Raw genomic sequence first — 24,133 nt, forward strand, 5'->3', positions numbered from 1 at the left:
CATCAGCGGGGATTGGAATGACCACAGGCTAAAGTCGCCGGCACACTCCTCGCCAACGATGAATATTTCGGAACAGTTGAATTCAACTCATCAATCGATCAGTTGATCGTTGAACCATTCGAGCATCTGCGCCACCGCCGGGCGTTCCAGGCGGACCCGCTCACAGACCAGCGCGTATTGGCCCAATGCGGTGATGTTGGCAGTGAACGGCCGCACCAGCCGACCGCTAAGCAAGTCTTCCTGCGCCGTGAGGTTGTCGCCCATGGCCACGCCCTGCCCCTGAGCCGCCGCTTCCAGCGCTAAACCCGCATGGGCGAAATACAGCTGCCGTTCCGGGCGTTGATCGCCGGCATGACTGGTGAGCCAGGCGGTCCAGGTCTTGCCATCCTGATCGTCGTGCAGCAAGCAATGGCGCGCCAGATCCTTCGGGGTTTTCAGGGTGCCCTGATTGAACAGGCCGGGGCTGCACACCGGGAAGAACTGCAACGCCGGCAATGGCCGAACGAAGTACGCGCTGCTGTCCACCGGACCAGTGCCGTAAGTGATCGCCAGGTCGATGTCTTCCCCCGGCGCGGTGGCGTCGATCGGTTGTTCGTAGAGGTGCAAGGTGATGTGTGGGTAGCGTGCGTAAAAATCCGTGAGGCGACTCATCAGCCACTTTTGCGCCAGTTCGGCGGTGACGGCCAGGCGCAACACCGCCAACGATGACGGATCGCGCAGTTCATCGCAGGCCTCGCCGATCAGTTCGAAGGCCTGCTGCAAGCTCTGCATCAGGCGTCCGGCGGCCATGGTCGGGCGAACCTGCCGGCTTTCGCGGATGAACAGCGAAACGCCCAGTTGCTCCTCGAGCTGACGGATTTGATGGCTGACGGCGCTGTCGGTGACGCACAACTCCGCCGCCGCCCGGCCGAAATGCGCGTGGCGGGCCGCGCATTCGAAGGTTTTGAGTGCTGCCAGGGAAGGTAGACGTCGCATGAGTGGAGCCCCGATTTCGAGGGGCCCATGCTGCCCCGACCAGTCGCGGGCGTCCAGTGGGACCGCGTTATCGTTCTTCGCGAGCAACCTGTGCTCCTACAGCGAAGGAACCGGCCCATTCACCACCAATCCCCCGGCCCATCACCTCCCTTTATCCACCATGACTTCCCGCCAAACCCGGCGCATGTTGATCCCTCAACCGGAGGGATTCGCCATGCTCAACGCACTCAAACAGATCAATTCAACCTCAGCCTTCAACCGCTGGGCCGGCATCGAAGTTACCCGCGCCGAAAGCGGCGTAGCCGACTTGTCGATGGCCTTTCGCGAAGCCGACATGGCGCAATACGCCGGCTTCCTGCATGCCGGCCTGATCGGCGCGCTGCTCGACACCGCCTGCGGTTTTGCCGCTGGGACGGTGGCCGGCAACGTGCTGGCCTCGCACTTTTCGGTCAATTGCCTGGCGCCCGCCGTCGGTGAAGTGTTCATCGCCAAGGGTCGGGTGGTGAAGGCCGGGAAGAAGCAGGTATTCGCTCGCGCCGAGTTGTTCGCGCAAACAGGTGACCAGTTGAAACTGGTGGCGACCGGTGACGCGATTCTGGTACCGGTCGAAAGCCGCTGAGGGTCTAGGCTGTCTTGAGTCAGTTCAAGAACAGTCGGAGGTCGTCATGCAGCTCGAAGGTTCCTGCCATTGCGGCGCGGTGTCGTTCAGCCTCACCAGCGCCCACCCCTACCCTTATCAGCGTTGCTACTGCTCGATCTGCCGCAAGACCCAGGGCGGGGGCGGCTATACGATCAACATCAGTGGCGATGCCGCCAGCATGAAGGTTCGTGGGCGCAAGCACATTGCGATCTACCATGCGCGGCTCAAGGACGAAGGTGATAAGCGCGCTCACAGCAGCACGGCTGAGCGGCATTTCTGTTCGGTTTGCGGGAGTGGGTTGTGGCTGTTCAGCCCGGAGTGGCCAGAGCTGATCCATCCGTTTGCCTCGGCCATCGACACTGCGCTGCCGGTGCCACCGGAGCACACGCATTTGATGCTGGGTTCGAAAGCGTCGTGGGTGGAAGTCCAGGTTCAGTCCAAAGACAAGCAATTTGACGTCTACCCCGAAGAGTCCATCGCACAGTGGCATGAGCGCCTGGGTTTGACTCGTTAAGAATAAAAATCTCGATTTTTTACACTCAGCAGTTCCCCTTTGCATTTTTCGTTCGGTTAACCCTTCAGAAGCATTCAATGACCGATCGATTCGATACAAAGGGACCGCCATGTCGCACCACTTCGCCGCGCGTTTTCGTTTTGCCTTGTGCCCTTTGGCACTGGCCCTTCCGGCCGCTTTGCTGAGCCTTGCCCCCGCCGTCCATGCCGAAGAAAAAGGCGCATCCAAGGGCGACGCGCTGCAACTGGACGCCACCAATATCGCAGGCGTTGCCTTGGGCGCGACCACCGAGGACACGCACTCCTACACCACCGGCTCGACGTCTTCGGCCACCGGTCTGCCGTTGTCGATCCGTGAGACTCCGCAATCGGTCACCGTGATCACCCGTCAGCAAATGGACGACCGTGGCGTGCAGAGCGTCGGCGATGCATTGCGCAATACGCCCGGCATCTCGACGCAGAAGTACGACAGCGACCGAACCGAGTTTTCCGCCCGCGGCTTTGCCATCACCAACTTCCAGTACGACGGGGTCAACCAGCCCTACGACGGCGTCTACGGTGAAAACCCCAACAACAGCGACGACTCGGCCAGCCTCGACCGTATCGAAGTGATCAAAGGCGCGACCGGCCTGATGACCGGATCGGGCGACCCGTCCGCCACCGTCAACCTGATCCGCAAGAAACCGACCAAGGCGTTCAAGGCTTCGGTTAGCGGCACCGTTGGTTCGTGGGATGCCTATCGCAGCACAGGCGATATTTCCGGTTCGCTGAATGATTCGGGCAGCGTGCGTGGGCGCTTTGTCGGCTCGTATTCGGACAAGAATTCCTACCAGGATCACTACAGCCAGAAGAAAGACCTGTACTACGGCATCCTCGAAGCCGACCTGACCCCCGATACCTTGCTGACCTTTGGCATCGACAAATCCAGTGCGACCCCGCGCGGCAGCTCCTGGACCGGTAACCCAACGTATTTCTCCGATGGCGGCCGCACCGACTTCCCGCGTCACTTCAACCCGGCTGCCGACTGGAGCCGTCGCGATTTCGACGAAACCACCTATTTCGCCTCGCTCGAACAAGCCCTGGCGAATGACTGGAAACTCAAGGTCAGCGTCGATCAGAAAACCACCGACCACGATACCCAACTGGCCTCGGCGAGCGGCGGCAACCCGGACCGCGCCACCGGCGAGGGCATGTTCCTCTACTGGGGTCGCTGGGAAGGTCATCGGGTGCAGAACACCGCTGACGTGAACGTTTCCGGGCCGTTCACCCTGGGTGGCCGAGAGCATGAACTGGTGGCCGGCGTCATGACGTCCCACTCGCGCCAGACCGGTTCGACCTACGACACCAGCGCTTTCTCCGAGGTACCGGGGAGCATTTACGACTGGGACGGCCATCTGCCGAAACAGGAATTCCCGAAGAACGGCAAGTACGAACGCACCCAGAGCCAGAACGGCGTCTACCTGGCCACGCGCCTGCGTCCGACCGACGACCTGTCCGTGATCCTCGGCAGCCGCCTGAGCACCTTCAAGTACAACGAAGATTACGGCTACAACCCCGGCGCCGGCCTGGACGATACCCACACCAGCTACAAGGAACATGGCGTGGTCACGCCGTATGCCGGGGTGATTTATGACCTGGACGACGTGTACTCGGTGTACGCCAGTTACACCTCGATCTACCAGCCACAAACCTACAAGGACAGCAACGGTTCGACCCTCGCACCGGTTGAAGGCGACAGCTATGAAACCGGGCTGAAAGCGGCGTACCTGGACGGCAAACTCAACGCCAGCCTGGCTTTGTTCCGCATCGAACAGGACGGCGTCGCCGAGTCGATCGGTACTAACGCGGTCACCAACGAAGGCATCTACAAAGCCATCGACGGCGCCACCACCCAAGGGATCGAACTGGAACTGGCCGGCGAAGTGGCGGATGGCTGGAACCTGTCGGCCGGTTACACCTACGCCCGCACCCGCGACGCCGACGAACAGCGGATCTTCGGCTACCCGCTGTCCACCAGCAAACCGGAACACGTGGTGCGCACCTTCACTACCTATCGCCTGCCCGGCGCGCTGGACAAAGTCACCGTCGGTGGCGGCATCAGTTGGCAGAGTGCGTTCTACGGCAAGATCTACAGCCCGACCGTCGGCGACTACACGCAGATCAAACAGGGCGGCTACACCCTTGTGGACCTGATGACTCGTTATCAGTACAACGAGCATTTGAGCTTCACCGCCAATGCCAACAACGTCTTCGATAAGCGCTACCTGACCGGTCTGGGCAACTTCGATACGACGTTCTACGGCGAGCCGCGCAATTTGACGTTGACGACCAAGTGGGATTTCTAACACCGCAAGGTTGAGCCCTGACACGATCCATGTAGCAGCTGCCGAGGTACGAGGCTGCGTTCGGCGGCGAAGCCGTCGTGAAATCAGGCTACGCGGTGTTTCAGGAAGACCGCGTGCTCAGGTTTTACTGTAGCAGCTGCCGAGGTACGAGGCTGCGTTCGGCGGCGAAGCCGTCGTGAAATCAGGCTACGCGGTGTGTCAGGCATACCACGGGCATAGGGTTTACGACGGCTTCGCCGCCGAACGCAGCCTCGCGCTGCTCGGCAGCTGCTACGGATGTACCGCAGTTCACAATCTTTGACAGTTTCCCGACAAAGCTCTCAAAGATTGCTGGTCATCCGCCGCCTAGCATGGGCGCATCCAAACTCCCTCGGGTGCTCCCATGTTTCGTTCGCTGTGCTTGTCGCTGACTTCACTTTGCCTGCTCGTTCCCTCCACCTCAGTACGCGCCGAAGACTGGCGCTACACCTTGCGTGCCGGCGCTGCCAGCGTGCCGCGTTACAGCGGCAGTGACGAGCGCACCGTGGCGCCATTGCTGGGCGGCAAAGTCGTCAGTCCTTATGGGATTTTCCTCGACACCGAAAAGGGCCTCGGCTGGGCCTTTGACGAGGACGATTTCGGCCTCAGCGTGTACATCGGCGCCAGTGACGTGCGCAAGGATCGCAAGACCGGCTTCAAAGGCTCGGACGCGCTCAACGGCATGGGTTCGATCAAGTCGCGCCCGGTCATTGGCCTCGACGGCACCTATCACATGGGCCCGATCATTCTCGGTGCGAGCTTCGAACATGCGCTGGAAAAGGACGATGACGACCACGACACCGGCTCGGCCTGGAACCGCTTGAAACTGAGCATCAGCGCACCGTTTTACGAAGGTGAATATGGCAGTGTGGTCGGCAGCCTCAACAGTCAGTTCGGCGACAGCAACTACATGCGCACCTGGTATGGCGTCAGCAACGCGCAAGCCTCGCGCAGTCAATTCCGGGCGTATGACACCCATGGCGGGATGGTCAGTCGCGGAGCGAATTTGACCTGGTCGTTACCGATTGATGAGCGCTGGAGTTTTACCACGGTGCTGGCGGTGCAGTATTTGGCGAGCGAGGCGGCGGACAGCCCGATTGTCGAGCGGCGGCTGCAGACCTCGGTGGCTGGGCAGGTGGTCTACACCTTTTAAGATCGTTCCCACGCTCTGCGTGGAAATGCAGCCCGGGACGCTCTGCGTCCCTTGAGGCATTCCCACGCAGAGCGTGGGAACGATCATGCGACTAATCCAAATGCGCCCACGTCATCCGAAACGACGCCCCACCCCACGGCGAATCAGCCACTTCCACCTGCCCGCCATGGGACTGCGAAACCCGCCGCACCAACGCCAACCCCAGTCCAAAGCCGCCAGTACGCCGATCCCGACTGGCATCCAGCCGCGAGAACGGTTCGAAGATCTTCTCCCTCCCATACACCGGCACGCCCGGCCCGTCATCGTTGACCCGCACTTCGTAGCGGTCACCGCTGCGCACCAACGACACCTCGACGCGCCCGTCGGCATAGCGAATCGCATTACGCAGCAGGTTGATCACCGCCCGGGCCATGAAGCGCGGTTCGATCCGCACTTCATCAATCTGGCACTCGACAATCAACAGTTGCACCCCCGCCGCTTCCGCCTCCAACGCGACACTGCCGACCACGCTGTCGAGCCAGCTACTGGCCTGAATATTCTCCCGATTGATCACCGTGGCGCCGCGCTCAAGGCTGGCGTAGGTCAGCAGTTCGGAGACCATTTCTTCGAGTTCGCCAAGGTCGGCGTACATGTCGGCGATCAATTCGCGGTTCTGGGTCGGATCGGGTTGTTGCTTGAGCTGATCGAGTTCGAACGACAGCCGCGCAATCGGCGTGCGCAATTCATGGGACACGGCGTTGGTCAGCTCGCGCTGATTGGCGATCAGCCCTTCAATGCGCGCGGCCATCAGGTTGAAGTGCTCGGCCAGGTCACGGATGTTCGAGCGCTTGGACAGTTGAATCCGTGACGACAAATCGTTATCACCGAAACGCTCGGCGGCCAGGCGCAGTTTTTCCAGATCCCGCCAATGCGGTCGCACCCAGAAGAACAGCACGATGCCGATCAGCACCGCCAGCATCAGGTAGGCCGCCGAGATATAGAACGGCATCAGGCTCGGCTCCGCCGGCAGCTTGATGCTCAGCAGTTGCGAGCCGCCATCAATGGTTGAAATGAACTGCGTGTACTTCTCCCGAATCACCAACAGGCCTTGGGCCAACAGGGCTTTTTCCTGATCATCGAGCGCCAGTTGATCCGCCTCGACCAGCGTCAGCCCCAAGCCATAATGCGGGCGCAACGCCTCCAGTTGCTGCTCGCGCCCCGGACCTTCCAGGCCGCGCAACTGCTCCACCAGCGAATACGCCTGACCGCGCACGGCCTCGCGGTTATACGCCTGCATCTGATTATCAAGCAGCGCGTTAAAGGTGTGTTCGACGGTCTGCAACGCCAGCACCAGCCCCACGGCCAACACCAGGTACAACCCTAGAAATAACCGCAGCATCTAAAGCTCCCACGCGAATGGATTGAACAGGTAACCCTTGCCCCAAACGGTTTTGATACACGCCGGCTCCCGGGGGTTGTCCCTGAGTTTGGCGCGCAGTTTGCTGATGTAGACGTCGACGCTGCGGTTGAGGCCGTCGAAGGCAATGCCGCGCATGCGGTTGAGGATGTCGTCGCGGGACAGGATCTTGCCGGCGGCGCTGGCCAGCAACCACAGCAGTTCGAATTCCATGGTGGTCAGCTCGATGCCTTCGCCCGCCAGGCGCACTTCGCGGCAACTGCGGTCGATACTCAAATGGCCGAACTCCAGGGCGCTACAGACGCTGGTGTCCGGCGCCTGCCGACGTTGCAGGGCGCGCAAACGGGCGAGCAGCACCGGTGGCTTGATCGGTTTGATCACGTAGTCGTCGGCGCCGGATTCCAGGCCGAGAATATGATCGAGATCGTCTTCCTTGGCAGTGAGGATGACGATCGGCGTGTCGGACACGCTGCGAATCTCGCGGCACACATGCAAACCGCTCTGACCCGGCAACATCAGGTCGAGCACGACGACTTTCGGTTTGAATTCCAGAAACGCGGCCAACGCCAGGTCGCCGCGATGCACCGCCCGAACCTCGAAGCCATGTTGGGACAGAAAATGCGCGATCAGTCCGGCGAGCTTTTCGTCGTCTTCCACCAGCAATACTTTGCCAAAACCCAGGTTATCCATAACGACCGTGTGCCAACCCTTGTTTGAAGTGGGTGGCATTATGGCGGCAATCGATGGCGGGACGGTTAACGCAGGCAGCAAAAACCGGCCACGGGGGCCGGTTTTGGGTGATGTTTCATACTCTTAAGAGTTTTTAACAGTTTGTAAGATCATTTAACTACGCGGCGGTCGGGATACCGCTATGGAAGCGGAATTCCACGTCCGGCGACTCGATCAATTCCTGCTCGGCGGCGCGAACCCGGTCGATCACCTGGGCGATGTCCTTGGCGTCCCCGTACTGATAAGCCAGTTTCAGGTAACCCTGAAAATGCCGGGCCTCGCTTTTCAGCAAGCCAAAATAGAATTTGCCCAGTTCCTCGTCCAAATGCGGCACCAGCGCCTCGAAACGCTCGCAACTGCGGGCCTCGATAAACGCGCCAACCACCAGGGTATCCACCAGTTTCACCGGTTCGTGGCTGCGTACCACTTTGCGCAAACCCGAGGCGTAACGCCCGGCGGAGAGCTGGCGCAGCTCGATCTTGCGCTTTTTCATCAGGCGCATGACCTGTTCGTGGTGCACCAGCTCTTCCCGGGCCAGGCGCGACATCAGGTTGATCAGATCGACATGGGAGTGATACTTGGCGATCAGGCTCAACGCGGTGCTGGCGGCCTTGAATTCGCAGTTCTTGTGGTCGATCAGCAAGGTTTCCTGATCGGCCAGCGCGGCCTGGACCCAGCCGTCAGGGGTGCGGCAGCCGAGGAACTCGTGAATTTCGGGAAGGATCATGGGGCTCACGGATAAAAGGTTCAAAACGAAGGGCGCCGATTATACGGGCTTGTCGCAAGACCACCAGTCGCCGCCATTGATATGCATCAAGTCCCGTGTTGCCGGGCAGCAACTATAGTTGTCCAACGCAGTGTTTTTTACTTCCTGGAGATCCCGACTATGCAAGCCATTCGCAGCATCCTGGTGGTCATCGAACCCGAGCACTCGGAAAGCCTGGCGCTCAAGCGGGCCAAACTGATCGCGGGCGTGACCCAGGCGCATCTGCACTTGCTGGTCTGCGATAAAAAGCATGACCACAGCGCCATGCTGGGCGTGCTCAAAGCCGCGCTGCTGGAGGACGGTTACAGCGTCACCACCGAGCAGGCCTGGAATGAGAGCCTGCACGAAACCATCGTCGATGTGCAGCAAGCCGAAGGCTGTGGGCTGGTGGTCAAGCAGCATTACCCCGACAGCCCGCTGAAAAAGGCCCTGCTGACCCCGGCCGACTGGAAACTGCTGCGCTACTGCCCGACACCGGTGCTACTGGTCAAAACCTCGAAACCCTGGACCGGCGGGGTCATTCTGGCGGCCATCGACGTCGGCAATACCGACGGCGAACACCGTACGCTGCATGCGTGCATTGTCGATCACGGCTTCGACATCGCCAGCCTGGCCAAGGCGCAATTGCACGTTATTAGTGCGCATCCGTCACCGATGCTGTCGTCGGCCGACCCGGTGTTTCAGCTGCGCGAGACGATCGAAGCCAAGTATCGCGAGCAGTGCAAGGCGTTCCAGGCCGAATTCGACATCGACGACGAGCACCTGCATATCGAGGAAGGCCCGGCGGATGTGCTGATTCCATTCATGGTCCATAAGCTTCAAGCGGCAGTGACCGTGATCGGCACGGTGGCGCGGTCCGGGTTGTCCGGGGCGTTGATCGGGAATACAGCGGAGGTGGTGCTGGATGCGGTGGAGAGCGATGTGCTGGTGCTCAAGCCGGATGAGATCATGGATCATCTGGAAGAGGTTGTGACCCGGCATTGAGGCAAGATCAAAAGATCGCAGCCTTCGGCAGCTCCTACATGGGATTGCGTTCACCCTGTAGGAGCCGCCGAAGGCTGCGATCTTTTGACTTTAAAAAAAATCAGCCGCCGAAGGCGTCTTTTAAAAAACCCGGCGCGATGTAGCGCTGGTAATGCGCTTCCGACAGCAGGAAAAACTCCCGATCAATGGCATCGCGCAATTCCGGCAGGTTCCAGTCGCGAAACTCCGGCATCAGCACCATCCCGTAGGCCTCCAGATTGTTAATCACCCGTGCCCCGCGAGCGATCAGCTGATAGGCCCAGCAATATTCCGACTGATGCGGCACAAAGCGGATTTTGCGCTGTTCAAGCTGCAAACGCAGGCGTTGCGGGTCGAAAACCTCAAGCTTGCTGGCCATCACCTGGGACAGCAGTTGCTCAAGACGCAGCCACACTGCGCGTTTTTCTTCCTCGTTGTAACCGTTCCAGTTGATCACTTCGTGATGGAAACGCTTGCAGCCACGGCACACCAGGTCACCGTAAACGGTGGAGCAGAGGCCGACGCAGGGGGTCTTGATGGTCTGATTGGGCATAGGTAGGCAAAACACGGGAAAGCAGAACAGGTCGGCATGTTAGCCCTTTGTCTAACATTGATCACCCCTCAAAGTTCAGGGGCTAACTTACCTTTATATTTTTTTTGCCGTAGAATCAGCCAGCCTTTTAAGGCGCCAATGTCCGTTAGAAGCTGTTTTCAAAGCGTCACGAGCACAGTCGTTCCTTCAGAGCGGAGTTGGCGATGGGTTTTTCCAGCGGGGAAAAGCACAACGCCAACCCTCATCAGCTCCCCGTTCTGCAGGCGTAAAACTTTGAAAGCAGCTTCTGTAAGGAATTGCCGGTAATTCTGGCTAAGTGGCCCACAACGCCACGCAGCGCATGAGTACGGCAATTTCGGGATGAGCGTCCCGGACACCCATTTGGGACCACTGATGAGGGTAATAACTGTGCTTGAAGCCTACCGCAAACATATCGAAGAGCGTGCAGCACTGGGTATCGTTCCCCAGCCGCTTAACGCCGAACAAACTGCAGGCCTGGTCGAGCTGCTGAAGAATCCCCCGGCTGGCGAAGAAGCTTTCCTCGTTGACCTGATCACCAATCGCATTCCACCTGGCGTGGACGAAGCAGCCTATGTAAAGGCTGGTTTCCTGTCTGCCCTGGCCAAAGGCGAAGCAACCTCCCCTCTGATCGACAAGAAGCGCGCTGTTGAACTGCTCGGCACCATGCAGGGCGGCTACAACATCGTGACCCTGGTTGACCTGCTCGACAGCGCCGAACTGGCCCCAGTCGCTGCCGCTCAACTCAAGCACACCCTGCTGATGTTCGATGCGTTCCACGACGTCGCGGAAAAAGCCAAAAACGGCAACGAACACGCCAAAGGCGTGCTCCAGTCGTGGGCTGACGGCGAGTGGTTCAAGAACCGCCCTGTCCTGGCCGACAAGATCAGCCTGCGCGTGTTCAAGGTCACCGGCGAAACCAACACCGACGACCTGTCCCCTGCCCCGGACGCCTGGTCCCGCCCGGACATCCCGCTGCACGCCCTGGCCATGCTGAAAATGGCCCGCGAAGGCATCGTGCCTGACGCCCAAGGCGTGACTGGCCCGATGAAGCAGATCGAAGAAATGCGCGGTCAAGGCTTCCCGATCGCCTACGTCGGTGACGTGGTCGGTACCGGTTCGTCGCGTAAATCGGCGACCAACTCGGTGCTGTGGTTCTTCGGCGACGACGTTCCGTTCATCCCGAACAAGCGTGCTGGCGGTTTCTGCTTCGGCAACAAAATCGCTCCAATCTTCTACAACACCATGGAAGATGCCGGCGCACTGCCAATCGAGTTCGACGTTACCAACATGAACATGGGCGACGTGATCGACCTGTACCCACATGCTGGCAAAGTCTGCAAACACGGCACCGACGAAGTCCTGACCACCTTCGAAATGAAGACCCCGGTGCTGTTGGACGAAGTTCGTGCCGGCGGCCGTATCCCGCTGATCATCGGTCGCGGTCTGACCGACAAGGCGCGCGCCGAACTGGGCCTGGGCCCTACCGATCTGTTCAAGCTGCCTGAAGCACCTGTCGACACCGGCAAGGGTTTCACCCTGGCACAGAAAATGGTCGGCAAGGCGTGCGGTCTGCCAGAAGGCAAAGGCGTTCGTCCTGGCACCTACTGCGAACCGAAGATGACCACCGTCGGTTCCCAGGACACCACCGGTCCGATGACCCGTGATGAACTGAAAGACCTGGCATGCCTGGGCTTCTCGACCGATCTGGTAATGCAGTCCTTCTGCCACACCGCGGCTTACCCTAAGCCGATCGACGTGACCACCCACCACACCCTGCCAGACTTCATCATGACCCGCGGCGGCGTTTCCCTGCGTCCGGGCGACGGCATCATCCACAGCTGGCTGAACCGCATGCTGCTGCCGGACACCGTCGGCACCGGTGGTGACTCCCACACCCGCTTCCCGATGGGCATTTCGTTCCCGGCCGGTTCCGGCCTGGTAGCGTTCGCCGCCGCCACTGGCGTTATGCCGCTGGACATGCCGGAATCGATCCTGGTGCGCTTCAAAGGCAAGATGCAACCGGGCGTTACCCTGCGTGACCTGGTTCACGCCATTCCTTACTTCGCGATCCAGGCTGGCCTGCTGACCGTCGAGAAGAAAGGCAAGAAGAACGCCTTCTCCGGCCGCATCCTGGAAATCGAAGGCCTGGACAACCTGAGCATCGAGCAAGCTTTCGAGCTGTCCGACGCCTCGGCTGAACGTTCGGCTGCCGGTTGCACCATCAAGCTGTCGAAAGATTCGATCACCGAGTACCTGAACTCCAACATCACCCTGCTGCGCTGGATGATCGGCGAAGGCTACGGCGATGCTCGTACTCTGGAACGTCGTGCTCAAGCGATGGAAGCCTGGGTTGCCAACCCTGAGCTGATGGTTGCCGATGCTGACGCCGAATACGCTGAAATCATCGAAATTGACCTGGCCGACATCAAAGAGCCTGTGCTCTGCGCGCCAAACGATCCGGACGACGCCCGTCTGCTGTCCAGCGTTGCTGGCGAGAAGATCGACGAAGTGTTCATCGGTTCGTGCATGACCAACATCGGTCACTTCCGCGCTGCCGGTAAGCTGCTGGATCAGGTCAAGGGTCAGCTGCCAACCCGTCTGTGGCTGTCGCCGCCGACCAAAATGGACGCTCACCAGCTGACCGAAGAAGGCTACTACGGCATCTACGGCAAAGCCGGCGCACGCATGGAAATGCCGGGCTGCTCGCTGTGCATGGGTAACCAGGCACGTGTAGAGCCGAACTCGACTGTAGTGTCGACTTCGACCCGTAACTTCCCGAACCGTCTGGGTGACGGCGCGAACGTTTACCTGGCTTCGGCTGAGTTGGCGTCTGTTGCTTCCATCCTGGGTCGCCTGCCGACCGTCGAGGAGTACATGGAATACGCTGGCAAGATCGACAGCATGGCGGCCGATGTCTACCGCTACCTGTCCTTCGACCAGATCGCCGAGTTCCGTGAAGCTGCTGCGAACGCCAACATTCCGGTCGTTCAAGCCTAACGCTGCAACGCAATAGAAAACGCCGCCCATCGCGAGATGAGCGGCGTTTTTTTTATGCCTGCGACAACGTGGTCGCCTGTTGTACAGCGCCATCGACACTCAGGCCACTGAGAATGACCTGCTCCAGCTCCTGCGTCGGCAACATCGAGAGCACCGCTTTGGCCTCGTGTTTGAGCCGCGCCAAAATCAGCAATTTATCCTCAGCCCGCACCTGCAAAAAAAACCCTTCCAGCACTTCGATACTGGTGCCGTCCAGATCGGGCGATTCTTCCAGACTGAGAATAATCGTATGCACCGGCGGCTCTGCATGCCGGGCCAGCCGCAGCGCACCACCGAGAATGCGCTCCACGTTGGCGAAAAACAGTGCCTCGCTAGGCCGGACGATCAGCACCCCGGGGATTTCCACGGCATCAGGATGACGTTGCACATCGACGTAATCGTGACCGCCCCCCATTTGCCCCAACACTTGAATATCCGCCGACGACATCTGCTTGAGCATCAGCACCACGCTGATCACCACCGCCACCAGCAAGCCGTCCAGCACGCCCAACACCAGCACCGCCGCCACTGCGCAGATCACCAGCACCCGGTCGCGGCGCCAGATGAAATAGCGTCCCAGGGGCTGCAGGCTCAAGCCGCGCGCCAAGGCGTGGATGACGATGGCCGCCAGCACCGGTTCAGGGGTCAGGGCGATGTAGGGCAACATCGTCAAGACAATCAGCAACACCACCAGCGCCGCGACTACGCCGGAGAACCGCGAACTGGCACCGGCCGCCTCGTTGGCTGACGTCGCGGAGTAACCAGCGCCCGCCGGCATGCCATGGAACAGGCCGGACAGCAGATTCGCCGCGCCGAGGGCCAATAGGTCGCGGTTCGACGACACCCGATCGCCATGCTTCAAAGCGAAGGAACTGATCGAACCGTAGGATTCGGCGTACAGAATCATCACCATGGCAAACGCCAGCTCACCCAGGCGCAACCAATCGGCAAACGGCAACACCGGCAACCGGGGCACTTCGAGGCTCAGGTCGATGACGCCGATCAGTTTCACCCCGTAGGCCGGCAAGTTCAGCCATTGGCTGGCCGCGATACCGAGCGCGACCACCAGCAAACCGCCCGGCACCCGGCGGAATCGCGCGCACACCACCAACACTAACAGCGCCACCGCCGCGACCAGCAAGCCGACGCGATTCCACTGCGGCCACTGCTCCAGCAATTGCGGGACGAAACGGATCAGGTTGCCGTTGCTCAGGTGTACGTCGACGATGCTCGCCACCTGCTTGAGGATGATGGTCACCGCCAGCCCGAATGCAAACCCGCGCAGTACCGGCTTAGCGATGAATGACGTCACGCTGCCCAGTTTCAGCAACCCTGCCAACAGGAAAAACCCACCCGTTACCAGCACCAGGCCGATCGCCAACGACAGGCGCAGGGCCGAATCCCCATTGGCCAGCGTGGCGGTGGCGGCGGCGAGAACGGCGGCAGAGGATGAGGTCGCAGACACGATGGCAAAACGGCTGGTACCCAACAGCGCGTAGCACAATAAACCGGCAAACAACGCAATCACCCCGGCCTGGGGCGGCACCGCGGCGATGCTGGAATAGGCCACTGCCTCCGGCAACAGCAAACCGGCAATCGACAGCCCGGCCAACAGGTCCTGCCAACGATTGGGGGTATTGGCACGGGTTTGCACCGAGGCGCCTTGAGCACAAGCCATGCAGCGTCTCCAGAGAAAATCAACAGGCCGTCTACGACGCGTCCATGAAGGCTCTAGGTTAGCCGCTTATCCGGTTGGGTGTGTGCGCTGGGTCAGGTGCTTTGATCGTTCCCACGCTCCGCGTGGGAATGTAGCCCGGGACGCAGAGCGTCCCAAAGCGTGACGCAGAGCGTCACAGGAGGCATTCCCACGCAGAGCGTGGGAACGATCATGTGGCGCTATCAGGCGGTCAGCGAATAGATCAACGCCGAAATCGCCACCAGGCCCACCGCCGTCACAAAGACGTTAGAGGCCTGACCGCGATAACGCGCCATCGCTGGCACTTTGCGGATCGCGTACATCGGCATCAGGAACAGGATCGCCGCGATGACCGGGCCACCGAGGGTTTCGATCATGCCGAGGATGCTCGGGTTCCAGGTCGCGACGATCCAGCACACCACCAGCATGAACGCAGCGGTGATGCGGTCCAGGTTTTTAGGCGACGGACGCGCGCCGGTTTTGACGATCAGGCCTTTGAAACCTTCGCTGGCGCCGATGTAGTGGCCCAGGAACGACTTGGAAATGGCCACGAAGGCAATCAACGGTGCCGCGAAGGCGATGGTCGGGTTGCTGAAGTGGTTGGCCAGGTACGACAGGATCGACAGGTTCTGATCCTTGGCTTCAGCCAGTTGCGCCGGGGACAGGGTCAGCACGCAGCTGAAGACGAAGAACAGCACCATGACCACCATCAAAATGTGAGCACGGGACAGGATCTGCGAGCTGCGCTCTTCGGCGTGATCGCCGTAGCGACGCTTCTGGTCCACCGCGAACGCCGAGATGATCGGTGAGTGGTTGAACGAGAACACCATCACCGGAATCGCCAGCCATAAGGTGCGTAGCAGCGCCGATGGCTCCGGCAGCGTGGACGCGGTGCTGAGAATGCCGCCGTTCCAGTGCGGGATCAGGAACACCGCGAGGAACAGCAGCGCCACGATAAACGGATAAACCATCAGGCTCATGGCCTTGACGATCATTTGCTCGCCGCAACGCACCACGCCCAGCAGGCCGAGGATCAGCACGAGCGACAGCACCCATCGGCGTGGCGGCTCAATGTGCATTTGATGTTCAAGGAAGCTGCCCACGGTGTTGGTCAGCGCCACGCTGTAAATCAGCAAAATCGGGAAGATCGCCAGGAAGTACAGCAAGGTGATCATCGCGCCGGCGCTGATGCCGAAGTGTTCTTCCACCACTTCGGTAATGTCCGCGCCTTTGCGGCCGGACAACACGAAACGGGTCAGGCCACGGTGGGCGTAGAACGTCATGGGGAACGCCAGCACCGCCAGGATCATCAACGGCCAGAAGCCGCCCAGGCCCGCGTTGATCGGCAAAAATAACGTACCCGCCCCGATCGCCGTGCCAAACAGGCCGAGCATCCAGGTGGTGTCATGGCGATTCCAGCTTTCGAGGGTCGCTGGTGTCGCCGCTACATAGCGTTCGTCGACGCTATTGGCCTGATCATTCATCCGGTGGGATCTCCGCATTCCGGTCAGTTGCTACCCGGTCAGGACGAGTCGGAAAAACCCGACAGGCAGCGCCCTGGCCGAAACAGGGGCGCGATTGTCCGGGATTAATGAGCAGAAGCAAAGACTTAGCTGAGGAGTGGTTATGCGGATCAGATGCGCCGAAGGGCCTGCACCCAGCCCCATGTCAGGCACACAGGCAAATTTCGGTTTTTTAAAGTTCAACTGTCATGTATTTTGAATTGACCTACTGTCTGCCCGGAGTCATCCCATGCCACTGGTTCGCGTTGACATCAAAAAGCATCAGGACCCCACTTTCGCCAAACGCGTCGGCCAGCTGATTTACGCCGCCATGCGTAGTTCCATCAACGTGCCGGAACACGATAATTTCCAGATTCTGGCGGAGCACGATGAGCAGCATTTCATCTTCGACACCGAATACCTGGGCATCAATCGCACCGAAAACCTGGTGGTGATTCAAATCACGCTGAACGAAGGCCGTACCCTCGAGCAAAAAAAACTGCTCTACAAAACCATCGCTGAAAGCCTGAACAGCGAACTGGCGGTGCGGCTGGAGGACGTTTTCATTAATCTGGTGGAAGTGAAGAAAGAAAACTGGTCGTTCGGCAACGGGATTGCCCAGTACGCCAACTGATTCCCCGCCTCTTATACCTGTGAGCCGCTGATGCCTAGAGTCTCCCGCAAACAAGCCGATCTCAACCGCGAAATCATCGTCGAGGCCGCCACGCGGCTGTTTCGCGAGCGCGGCCTGCATGGCATCAGTGTCGTCGATGTGATGGGCGCGGCCGGCCTGACCCATGGCGGCTTTTATGGGCACTTCGAGTCCAAGGAAGCCTTGGCCAGGGAGGCCGGAGGCCGGGCGTTCGAGCAGTCGGCAGAACGCTGGAAAGCGCGGATCGCCGAGTACGACGACAAGAACGCCGCCCGCCACGCCGTGATCAAACCGTACTTGTCTGTCAGCAGCCGCGACAATCCCGGCGATAGCTGCCCGGTGGTCGCCTTTGCCGGGGACATGTGCCACGAAGCGACCGATAGCGGCTTGCGCCAGACCTTCATGGACGGCCTCAACCGGCTGCTGGAATCCTACGGATCGCTACTGAATTCGGGCGATGCCGAAGGTGATCGGCGCCAGGCACTGGTTGAGTATTCGCTGATGGTCGGCGCCCTGATCCTGGCCCGCGCCACCCGTGGGGATACCTTGTCCGATGAAATCCTCGAGGCGGCGCGAACCTTTCTAACGGCCGACGGTGGCGTTGACAAGCCTGCAACGCCGACAGCATGATCGGCCCTATGAATTTTGCTGCGCTGAACCTCACCCGCACCACGACCACGACCGCTTCCGGCGGGTCGTGGGGTGGCTGGCTGAGATAAACCCAGCGCAGTAAACCCAAGGCCCCGCCAGCAATGGACGGGGCCTTGTTGTTTCTCCCGTCCGCTCGGCACTTCACGGAGAAACACCTATGTCATCGGCACTTTTGATCATTGATATGCAAGTTGGCCTGTTCAACGGCCCGGACAAACCCCACGACGGCGAGCAGATACTGGCCAACATCCAGCAGCTCATTCGCCGTGCGCGGGCACTTGAGGTACCGATCTTTGCGGTCCGACATACCGGGCCTCAAGGTTCTCCCATCGAGGCCGGCAGCGCCTTTTGGCAGTTGCTGCCCGCTCTGGAGCTGGATGCCAGCAGCGACAGTCTGTTCGACAAGCGCAAACCCAATGCCTTTTACGGAACGGCACTGGCGGAGCAATTGCGTGCGGGGGGAATCAACGAGCTATTCATCGTCGGCATGAAAACCCAGTACTGCATCGACAGCACCTGCCGAGCCGCCGCCGACTTGGGATTCCAACCGGTGCTGGTAGCCGATGCCCATACCTGCATGGACACGCCTGCACTGCCGGCCCAGGCAATTATCGAGCACCATAATGCGACCTTGAACGGTGCGTTCGCCAAGGTCGTTTGCACGGCGGACATCGAATTTTGACCGATTGAAAGATCGCAGGCTTCGCCAGCTCCTACACTGATCGCATTCGTCGTCACTTTGCCGACAACCGCAATCCCGTAGGAGCTGCCGAAGACGCGATCTTTTGATCTTTGCGGCGATCTTTGGTGATTGCCAAACCGCTCTGGAATCAGCAATCTGAAACGACTTTCGAGCCCCGACATTTCGATGCCCACAGGAGCCCAGCATGACTGCAACCGTTCTGGTGTTGGTTGAAACCATCAATGACTACCTGCCTATTCTTGAGCATCAGGGCTTTCACCTGATCCTGGCGCCGACCCCTGCCGAACGCGCCCAGGCCATCGCCACCCACGGCGCACGAATCGATGCTGTGCTGACTCGCGGCCCGCTGGGGTTGTACAGAGAAGAAATCGCCGCCCTGCCCGCCCTGAAAATCATTTGCGTGATCGGCGCCGGCTACGAACACGTCGACTTGCAAGCCGCCAGCGACCGCGGCATCACGGTCACCAACGGCGCCGGGGTCAATGCCTCGTCCGTGGCCGACCATGCGATGGCACTGTTGCTGTCGCTAGTGCGCGACATTCCCCGGGCCGATGCGGCGGTGCGCCGTGGCGAATGGCCGAAAATCATGCGCCCGTCCCTGGCCGGCAAGCGCCTGGGGATTCTCGGGTTGGGGGCGGTCGGCATGGCCATCGCCCAGCGTGCAGCCAATGGTTTCGACATGAGCGTGAGTTACCACAACCGCCAGCACCGCAGTCACGTGCCATACAGCTATTGCTCGACGCCGACGGAGTTGGCCCGGGCTTCGGATTTCCTGATCGTCGCCACGCCCGGCGGGCTGGGCACCCAGCACTTGATCAACCGTCAGGTGCTCGAGGCGCTGGGCCCGAACGGTTTCCTGGTGAATATTGCCCGGGCCAGCGTCGTGGTCACGGCAGACCTGATCAGCGCGCTGGAGCAACGCAGAATCGGTGGCGCCGCACTGGACGTGTTCGACCACGAACCCAAAGTGCCCGATGCCCTCAAGGCCCTGACCAACGTGATCCTGACGCCTCATGTCGCCGGGTTGTCCCCGGAAGCGACCCAAGGCACGGTGGAACTGGTCGGCAAAAACCTGCTGGCGTTCTTTGCCGGCCAGCCGGTGCTGACGCCGATTGAGTTGCCGATATCCGTTGTTTCCCGGACTGTCTGACACCTGGCTTCCCGGCCATACAGACACCTCCGGTGGGCGCGGTGGTAAAGCTTAGAGGACGCCGAGTAAAGTCCAGAGCCGTCGCGACTCGGCATCCGCCGAAATCAGTTCACCCAACAATTCGCTCAAGGGCTTGTTGCCCCACTCCACGCCCCGCCTGATCAAGTACGGCACGGGGCTGTGGGGTTCGGTGCGGGCCAGGTACTCGGCAATCAACAACAATTACCAATAGGCCTCTTCGCGACTTGCAGGCTCGCGAAACACCTGCGGCGTCGTGATCACTTCCGTAGCACTCGCCGCCACTGGCGCTGTTTCAACGGGTGCCTCAGTGGATTGTCGTGGGGGCGTGGCGATGAACTCCTGAACCAAGGGCGGCACCGTGCAGACCGTGGACGGCGGCGGCATGCTGACGATCAAGGGCGGCCTGGTGAAGGTCAATTAAGGAGGCCTACGACGATGGCATCCAGCAAAGTCCTGGAAGCGCTGGATCCCCTTGAACCATAGGCCGCCGCGCGGGTTCGCGCATATCAGGAACGCTGATTATCCAGCAACACGCTAACCTATAAGACCGAGCCGCGCTTGTGGCACGTCCGTCTCACCATTAGATTAGCCAATGATGTTTGGCCTCCAAAATAAGCAGAAGGGATAAGCATGGCGCTTACTGATCAGTCCACCCGTATCCGCTCCGGCGAAGAACTTGATGCCAGCCTGATCGATCCGTACCTCAAGGCCCATATTCCGGGCTTGAGCGGCTTGCCTGCGATCAGTCAGTTTCCCGGTGGCGCGTCAAACCTGACGTACCTGCTGGAATACCCCGAACAGGAATTCGTCCTGCGTCGCCCGCCGTTCGGCCACAAGGCCAAGTCCGCCCATGACATGGGCCGCGAGTTTCGCATTCTCAACCAGCTCAAGGACGGTTTCCCGTACTGCCCCAAGGCCTACGTGCACTGCACCGACGAATCGGTGATCGGCGCCGAGTTCTATGTGATGGAACGGGTCAACGGCATCATCCTGCGCTCGGAACTGCCGCCGGAACTGGGCCTGGATTCAGCCAAGACCGAAGCGCTGTGCAAAAGCTTCATCGACAAGTTCGTCGAGCTGCATCGGGTCGACTACAAGGCCTGTGGCCTGGCCGACCTGGGTAAACCCGAAGGCTACGTGGCACGGCAGATCAAAGGCTGGAGCGAACGCTACGAGAAAGCCTTGACCCCCGACGCGCCGCAGTGGGACGTGGTCAAGGCCTGGCTCAACGACAAAATGCCGGCCGATCACCCGACCTCGAGCATCGTCCACAACGACTACCGCTTCGACAACGTGATCCTCGACCCGAATAACCCGATGGACATCATCGGTGTGCTCGACTGGGAACTGACCACCCTCGGCGACCCGCTGATGGACTTGGGCAACACCCTCGCCTACTGGATCGAAGCCGGCGACCCGGCGCCAGTGCAACTGATGCGCCGCCAGCCGAGCCACGCGCCGGGCATGCTGACCCGCCGCGAATTCGTCGATTACTACGCCGAACGCTCAGGCATTCAGATCGACAATTTCGACTTCTACTACACCTACGGCCTGTTCCGCCTGGCCGGCATCGTGCAACAGATTTACTACCGTTTCTTCCATGGTCAGACCCAGGACAAACGCTTCGCGCAGTTCATTCACATGAACAAACTGCTGGAGCAGATGAGCTTGCAGGTCATCCAGAAATCCAGCCTCTGATCCAGGCCCTCTAACAAGACTTTCTTATAAGAGAATTCCATGTCCAAGACTCAGTTGTTCGACCTCGACGGCAAGATCGCTTTCGTCTCCGGCGCCAGCCGTGGCATCGGTGAAGCCATCGCCAAATTGCTGGCCCAGCAAGGCGCCCATGTGATCGTTTCGAGCCGCAAACTCGACGGCTGCCAACACGTGGCCGACGCGATCATCGCCGCCGGCGGCAAAGCCACGGCCGTCGCTTGCCACATCGGTGAAATGGAACAGATCACCCAAGTCTTCGCCGGTATCCGCGAACAGTTCGGGCGCCTGGACATTCTGGTCAACAACGCCGCAACCAACCCGCAGTTCTGCAACGTGCTGGACACCGACCTCAGCGCCTTCCAGAAAACCGTCGACGTGAACATCCGTGGCTACTTCTTCATGTCAGTGGAAGCCGGCAAGCTGATGCGCGACAACGGCGGCGGCAGCATCATCAACGTCGCGTCGATCAACGGCATCTCGCCGGGGATCTTCCAGGGCATCTACTCGGTGACCAAGGCTGCCGTGATCAACATGACCAAGGTGTTCGCCAAGGAATGCGCGCAGTTCGGCATCCGCTGCAACGCTCTGCTGCCGGGCCTGACGGACACCAAGTTTGCGTCGGCGCTGGTGAAAAACGATGCGATTCTGAAGACTGCGTTGCAGCAGATTCCGCTGAAGCGAGTGGCGGATCCGAGTGAGATGGCAGGTGCGGTGCTTTATCTCGCCAGCGATGCGTCGAGCTACACCACTGGGGTTTCGTTGAATGTGGATGGGGGTTTCCTGTCCTGATTTGATTTACCGAGTACACGAAGGCAGCCTCAGGGCTGCCTTTTTTCATTTCCACCGTCACCACTGATCGTTCCCACGCTCTGCGTGGGAATACCTCTTCGGACGCTCCGCGTTCGGCTCTGGATGGGACGCGGAGCGTCCCGGGCTGCATTCCCACGCGGAGCGTGGGAACGATCGGGCAAAAGAACTTTAATTCTACTATTTGCAAATAAAGAATATTTATTCCATAAATAGCCTTCCTGAAAACAAAAATCCAAAAGGACCCCGGCTATGCGCGAACTCGGTATCGGACTCATCGGCACAGGTTTCATGGGCCGTGCCCACGCCTTGGCGTTTCGCAATGTCAGCGCGGTTTTCGAACTGCCCTTGAAGCTCAAACTCACCGCCCTGGCCGACGCCGACCCGCTGCGGGCCCGACAGTGCGCTGATGCCTGGGGTTTCGGCAGCGCCCACAGCGACTGGCAACAGCTGATCGATGACCCGAAGGTCAACCTGATCGCCATTACCACCCCCAATCACCTGCACTACCCCATGGCCATGGCCGCCCTCGCCGCCGGCAAACCGGTGTATTGCGAAAAGCCCCTGGCAGTGAGCCTCGAACAAGCCGATGCCATGCGCCTGGCGGCCAAAGCCGCGGGTGTGGTGACGCGAGTTGGTTACAACTATCAGCACAACCCGATCATTGGCCTGGCGCGCCAATTGATTGAGAACGGCGACTTGGGCGAGATCATCAGTTTCCAGGGTGAGTTCAGCGAAGACTTCATGGCCGATCCCGCCTCGCCTTGGTCCTGGCGTTGCGATACCGAGCATGCCGGTGGTGCGCTGGCTGACCTGGGCAGTCACCTGCTGTCGATGGCCCGTTATCTGGTCGGCGATGTCGAGGCTGTGAGCGCCGACACCCAGACCGTGCACCGCAAACGCCCCGCCACGGCCGGTAGCCAGGAACAACGCGTCATCGCGGTGGACGATCAGGTTCATGCCCTGCTGCGGTTTGCCAATGGCGCCCAGGGCACGTTCAGCAGCAGTTGGCTCAAGCACGGCTACAAGAATCACCTGAGTTTCGAGATCAGCGGCACAAAAGGCACCCTCGCCTTCGATCAGGAACGCCTGAATGAATTGCACCTGTTCCGCGCCGGGCAGGACGGCTTCCAGCGCTTGCTGGCGGGGCCGAATTTGCCGGGTTATGCGGCGTTCAGCCCGGCGCCGGGGCACCAGTTGGGTTACAACGAACTCAAGACGCTGGAAGTGCATGATCTGGTGATGGCATTGGCCGGGCTCAGCCAGGGCGGGACGGATTTCGAACAGGCGTGGGAAGTGGAACGGCTGGCGACGGCCATTCGCTTGGCCGCCAACGAATCACGTTGGGTCAGGATAGAAGAGGTTTAGCCGCCCATGACCTTCGGCAACTGCCAGCCATAATTCACTGACACCAGCCGCAACATCAGGCACGCCGCGCCGGCCAACAGCGCGGCGGCCACGGGCGGAACACCGCAACGCCGCCCGATGATCAGCACCCCGAGCAGGTCGAGGTTGCTGCGCATGGCACTGATCGCGCCTTCAACGGCAAATACCGCTGTGCCGACCAGGTCGGCCACCAGCACAATTTTCTCGACGCGGGGCCTCAACGACGACTTCGCTGGGCTTACTGAGTGACGCAACGGGTGGTCGTGGTGACGCGAGTCACCTGTGCATCCATGCGCGCATCACCCATCACGTCGGTTTTATCCAGGGTTTCACAGGTGCGTTCAGGGGGTGGCGGCGGTATGACGGGGGGCGGTGGCGGAGGACTGGCGCAACCACCTGCAATCACCGCGCAAAAGGCGAGCGACAGTGGCGTCAAAACGCGTTTCCCAAGAGTATTCATAGACTGACCTGCGGTGGCTGATCGACGTGTTTCCGCGACACGAAGACATCACCGCGCAGCCGCGGACCGGTCACAGAAAATGAGTACCACGCATTTCTTATAGCCTAGCCGCCGGCCAATGCCAGTAAACACCTTTGAATAGGGTTGTGTATCGATCACAAATGGCGAGAACACCATCAATTTAATGTGGAAGCGAGCTTGCTCGCGATGGCGGTGTATCAGTCAACGATGACGTTGAATTC

The 24,133-nt window shown here is 60.1% G+C and carries 21 protein-coding genes and 2 pseudogenes; 14 read left to right on the plus strand and 9 right to left on the minus strand.

Annotation, left to right across the window (positions count from 1 at the left end; genetic code table 11):
• Positions 1-90: 90 nt before the first annotated feature.
• Positions 91-975, minus strand: a complete 885-nt coding sequence (locus ACA071_RS17995; protein WP_497640383.1) for a LysR substrate-binding domain-containing protein — start codon at positions 973-975, stop codon at positions 91-93.
• A gap of 214 nt (positions 976-1,189) precedes the next feature.
• Between ACA071_RS17995 and ACA071_RS18000 the strand changes: the two genes are divergently transcribed.
• The 4 genes from ACA071_RS18000 to ACA071_RS18015 all read left to right on the plus strand — a co-directional run bounded on the left by ACA071_RS18000 (position 1,190) and on the right by ACA071_RS18015 (position 5,644).
• A complete protein-coding gene (locus ACA071_RS18000; protein WP_497640384.1) occupies positions 1,190-1,594 on the plus strand; it encodes a PaaI family thioesterase in 405 nt (134 codons plus the stop codon).
• Positions 1,595-1,640: 46 nt separating this feature from the next.
• Complete coding sequence (locus tag ACA071_RS18005) at positions 1,641-2,129, plus strand: GFA family protein (protein WP_497640385.1); 489 nt, start codon at positions 1,641-1,643, stop codon at positions 2,127-2,129.
• A gap of 109 nt (positions 2,130-2,238) precedes the next feature.
• Entirely contained in the window at positions 2,239-4,473 is a 2,235-nt protein-coding gene (locus ACA071_RS18010; protein ID WP_497640386.1) for a TonB-dependent siderophore receptor, read from the plus strand.
• Between the two features lie 382 nt (positions 4,474-4,855).
• The gene (locus ACA071_RS18015) at positions 4,856-5,644 is read left to right on the plus strand and encodes a MipA/OmpV family protein (protein WP_497640387.1); all 789 of its coding nucleotides are present in this window, start codon (positions 4,856-4,858) and stop codon (positions 5,642-5,644) included.
• Between the two features lie 91 nt (positions 5,645-5,735).
• Here the strand turns inward: ACA071_RS18015 and ACA071_RS18020 are convergent, their stop codons facing one another.
• From ACA071_RS18020 to ACA071_RS18030, 3 genes are all read right to left on the minus strand, one after another.
• Positions 5,736-7,022, minus strand: a complete 1,287-nt coding sequence (locus ACA071_RS18020; protein ID WP_497640388.1) for an ATP-binding protein — start codon at positions 7,020-7,022, stop codon at positions 5,736-5,738.
• On the minus strand, positions 7,023-7,730 hold the full coding sequence (locus ACA071_RS18025) for a winged helix-turn-helix domain-containing protein (RefSeq protein ID WP_497645338.1): 708 nt from the start codon (positions 7,728-7,730) through the stop codon (positions 7,023-7,025).
• 157 nt (positions 7,731-7,887) lie between these two features.
• Entirely contained in the window at positions 7,888-8,496 is a 609-nt protein-coding gene (locus ACA071_RS18030) for a MiaE family protein (protein WP_054047466.1), read from the minus strand.
• A gap of 159 nt (positions 8,497-8,655) precedes the next feature.
• Here ACA071_RS18030 and uspL point away from each other — a divergent pair, with 159 nt between their 5' ends.
• Complete coding sequence (gene uspL, locus ACA071_RS18035; RefSeq protein ID WP_497640389.1) at positions 8,656-9,519, plus strand: universal stress protein UspL; 864 nt, start codon at positions 8,656-8,658, stop codon at positions 9,517-9,519.
• A gap of 100 nt (positions 9,520-9,619) precedes the next feature.
• On the opposite strand, the gene ACA071_RS18040 is transcribed toward uspL, so the two are convergent.
• Positions 9,620-10,090: a DUF1289 domain-containing protein gene (locus ACA071_RS18040; protein WP_008028699.1), complete on the minus strand. Its 471-nt coding sequence runs from the start codon at positions 10,088-10,090 to the stop codon at positions 9,620-9,622.
• Between the two features lie 408 nt (positions 10,091-10,498).
• Between ACA071_RS18040 and acnB the strand changes: the two genes are divergently transcribed.
• Positions 10,499-13,108 (plus strand): bifunctional aconitate hydratase 2/2-methylisocitrate dehydratase, encoded by a 2,610-nt coding sequence (gene acnB, locus ACA071_RS18045; protein ID WP_497645339.1) that lies wholly within the window; start codon positions 10,499-10,501, stop codon positions 13,106-13,108.
• A 52-nt stretch (positions 13,109-13,160) separates the two neighbouring features.
• Here the strand turns inward: acnB and ACA071_RS18050 are convergent, their stop codons facing one another.
• Both ACA071_RS18050 and ACA071_RS18055 read right to left on the minus strand, forming a co-directional pair.
• Positions 13,161-14,825: a SulP family inorganic anion transporter gene (locus tag ACA071_RS18050; protein ID WP_497640390.1), complete on the minus strand. Its 1,665-nt coding sequence runs from the start codon at positions 14,823-14,825 to the stop codon at positions 13,161-13,163.
• A gap of 221 nt (positions 14,826-15,046) precedes the next feature.
• Positions 15,047-16,327 (minus strand): serine/threonine transporter, encoded by a 1,281-nt coding sequence (locus tag ACA071_RS18055; protein WP_497640391.1) that lies wholly within the window; start codon positions 16,325-16,327, stop codon positions 15,047-15,049.
• A 268-nt stretch (positions 16,328-16,595) separates the two neighbouring features.
• On the opposite strand from ACA071_RS18055, the gene ACA071_RS18060 reads away from it, so the two are divergent.
• The 4 genes from ACA071_RS18060 to ACA071_RS18075 all read left to right on the plus strand — a co-directional run bounded on the left by ACA071_RS18060 (position 16,596) and on the right by ACA071_RS18075 (position 19,501).
• Positions 16,596-16,979, plus strand: coding sequence for a tautomerase family protein (locus tag ACA071_RS18060; RefSeq protein ID WP_497640392.1), 384 nt, complete (start codon positions 16,596-16,598; stop codon positions 16,977-16,979).
• 30 nt (positions 16,980-17,009) lie between these two features.
• Positions 17,010-17,627: a TetR/AcrR family transcriptional regulator gene (locus ACA071_RS18065; RefSeq protein WP_497640393.1), complete on the plus strand. Its 618-nt coding sequence runs from the start codon at positions 17,010-17,012 to the stop codon at positions 17,625-17,627.
• A gap of 178 nt (positions 17,628-17,805) precedes the next feature.
• A complete protein-coding gene (locus ACA071_RS18070; protein WP_497640394.1) occupies positions 17,806-18,330 on the plus strand; it encodes a cysteine hydrolase family protein in 525 nt (174 codons plus the stop codon).
• A 205-nt stretch (positions 18,331-18,535) separates the two neighbouring features.
• The gene (locus tag ACA071_RS18075) at positions 18,536-19,501 is read left to right on the plus strand and encodes a 2-hydroxyacid dehydrogenase (RefSeq protein WP_497640395.1); all 966 of its coding nucleotides are present in this window, start codon (positions 18,536-18,538) and stop codon (positions 19,499-19,501) included.
• Between the two features lie 51 nt (positions 19,502-19,552).
• On the opposite strand, the pseudogene ACA071_RS18080 reads toward ACA071_RS18075, so the two are convergent.
• Positions 19,553-19,753, minus strand: a pseudogene (locus ACA071_RS18080) (type VI secretion system protein TssA); the annotation flags it as partial.
• Positions 19,754-19,868: 115 nt separating this feature from the next.
• Here ACA071_RS18080 and ACA071_RS18085 point away from each other — a divergent pair.
• The 4 genes and pseudogenes from ACA071_RS18085 to ACA071_RS18100 form a co-directional block, all read left to right on the plus strand.
• Positions 19,869-19,943: pseudogene (locus tag ACA071_RS18085) on the plus strand (hypothetical protein); the annotation flags it as partial.
• Positions 19,944-20,152: 209 nt separating this feature from the next.
• Complete coding sequence (locus ACA071_RS18090; protein WP_497640396.1) at positions 20,153-21,220, plus strand: phosphotransferase family protein; 1,068 nt, start codon at positions 20,153-20,155, stop codon at positions 21,218-21,220.
• 39 nt (positions 21,221-21,259) lie between these two features.
• Positions 21,260-22,027: an SDR family oxidoreductase gene (locus ACA071_RS18095; protein WP_497640397.1), complete on the plus strand. Its 768-nt coding sequence runs from the start codon at positions 21,260-21,262 to the stop codon at positions 22,025-22,027.
• A 270-nt stretch (positions 22,028-22,297) separates the two neighbouring features.
• Entirely contained in the window at positions 22,298-23,413 is a 1,116-nt protein-coding gene (locus ACA071_RS18100; protein ID WP_497640398.1) for a Gfo/Idh/MocA family protein, read from the plus strand.
• On the opposite strand, the gene ACA071_RS18105 is transcribed toward ACA071_RS18100, so the two are convergent.
• On the minus strand, positions 23,410-23,652 hold the full coding sequence (locus ACA071_RS18105) for a TRIC cation channel family protein (protein WP_497640399.1): 243 nt from the start codon (positions 23,650-23,652) through the stop codon (positions 23,410-23,412). The genes ACA071_RS18100 and ACA071_RS18105 overlap by 4 nt on opposite strands.
• Between the last annotated feature and the right edge of the window lie 481 nt (positions 23,653-24,133).

The sequence above is a fragment of the Pseudomonas sp. LBUM1646 genome (genome assembly GCF_059716165.1).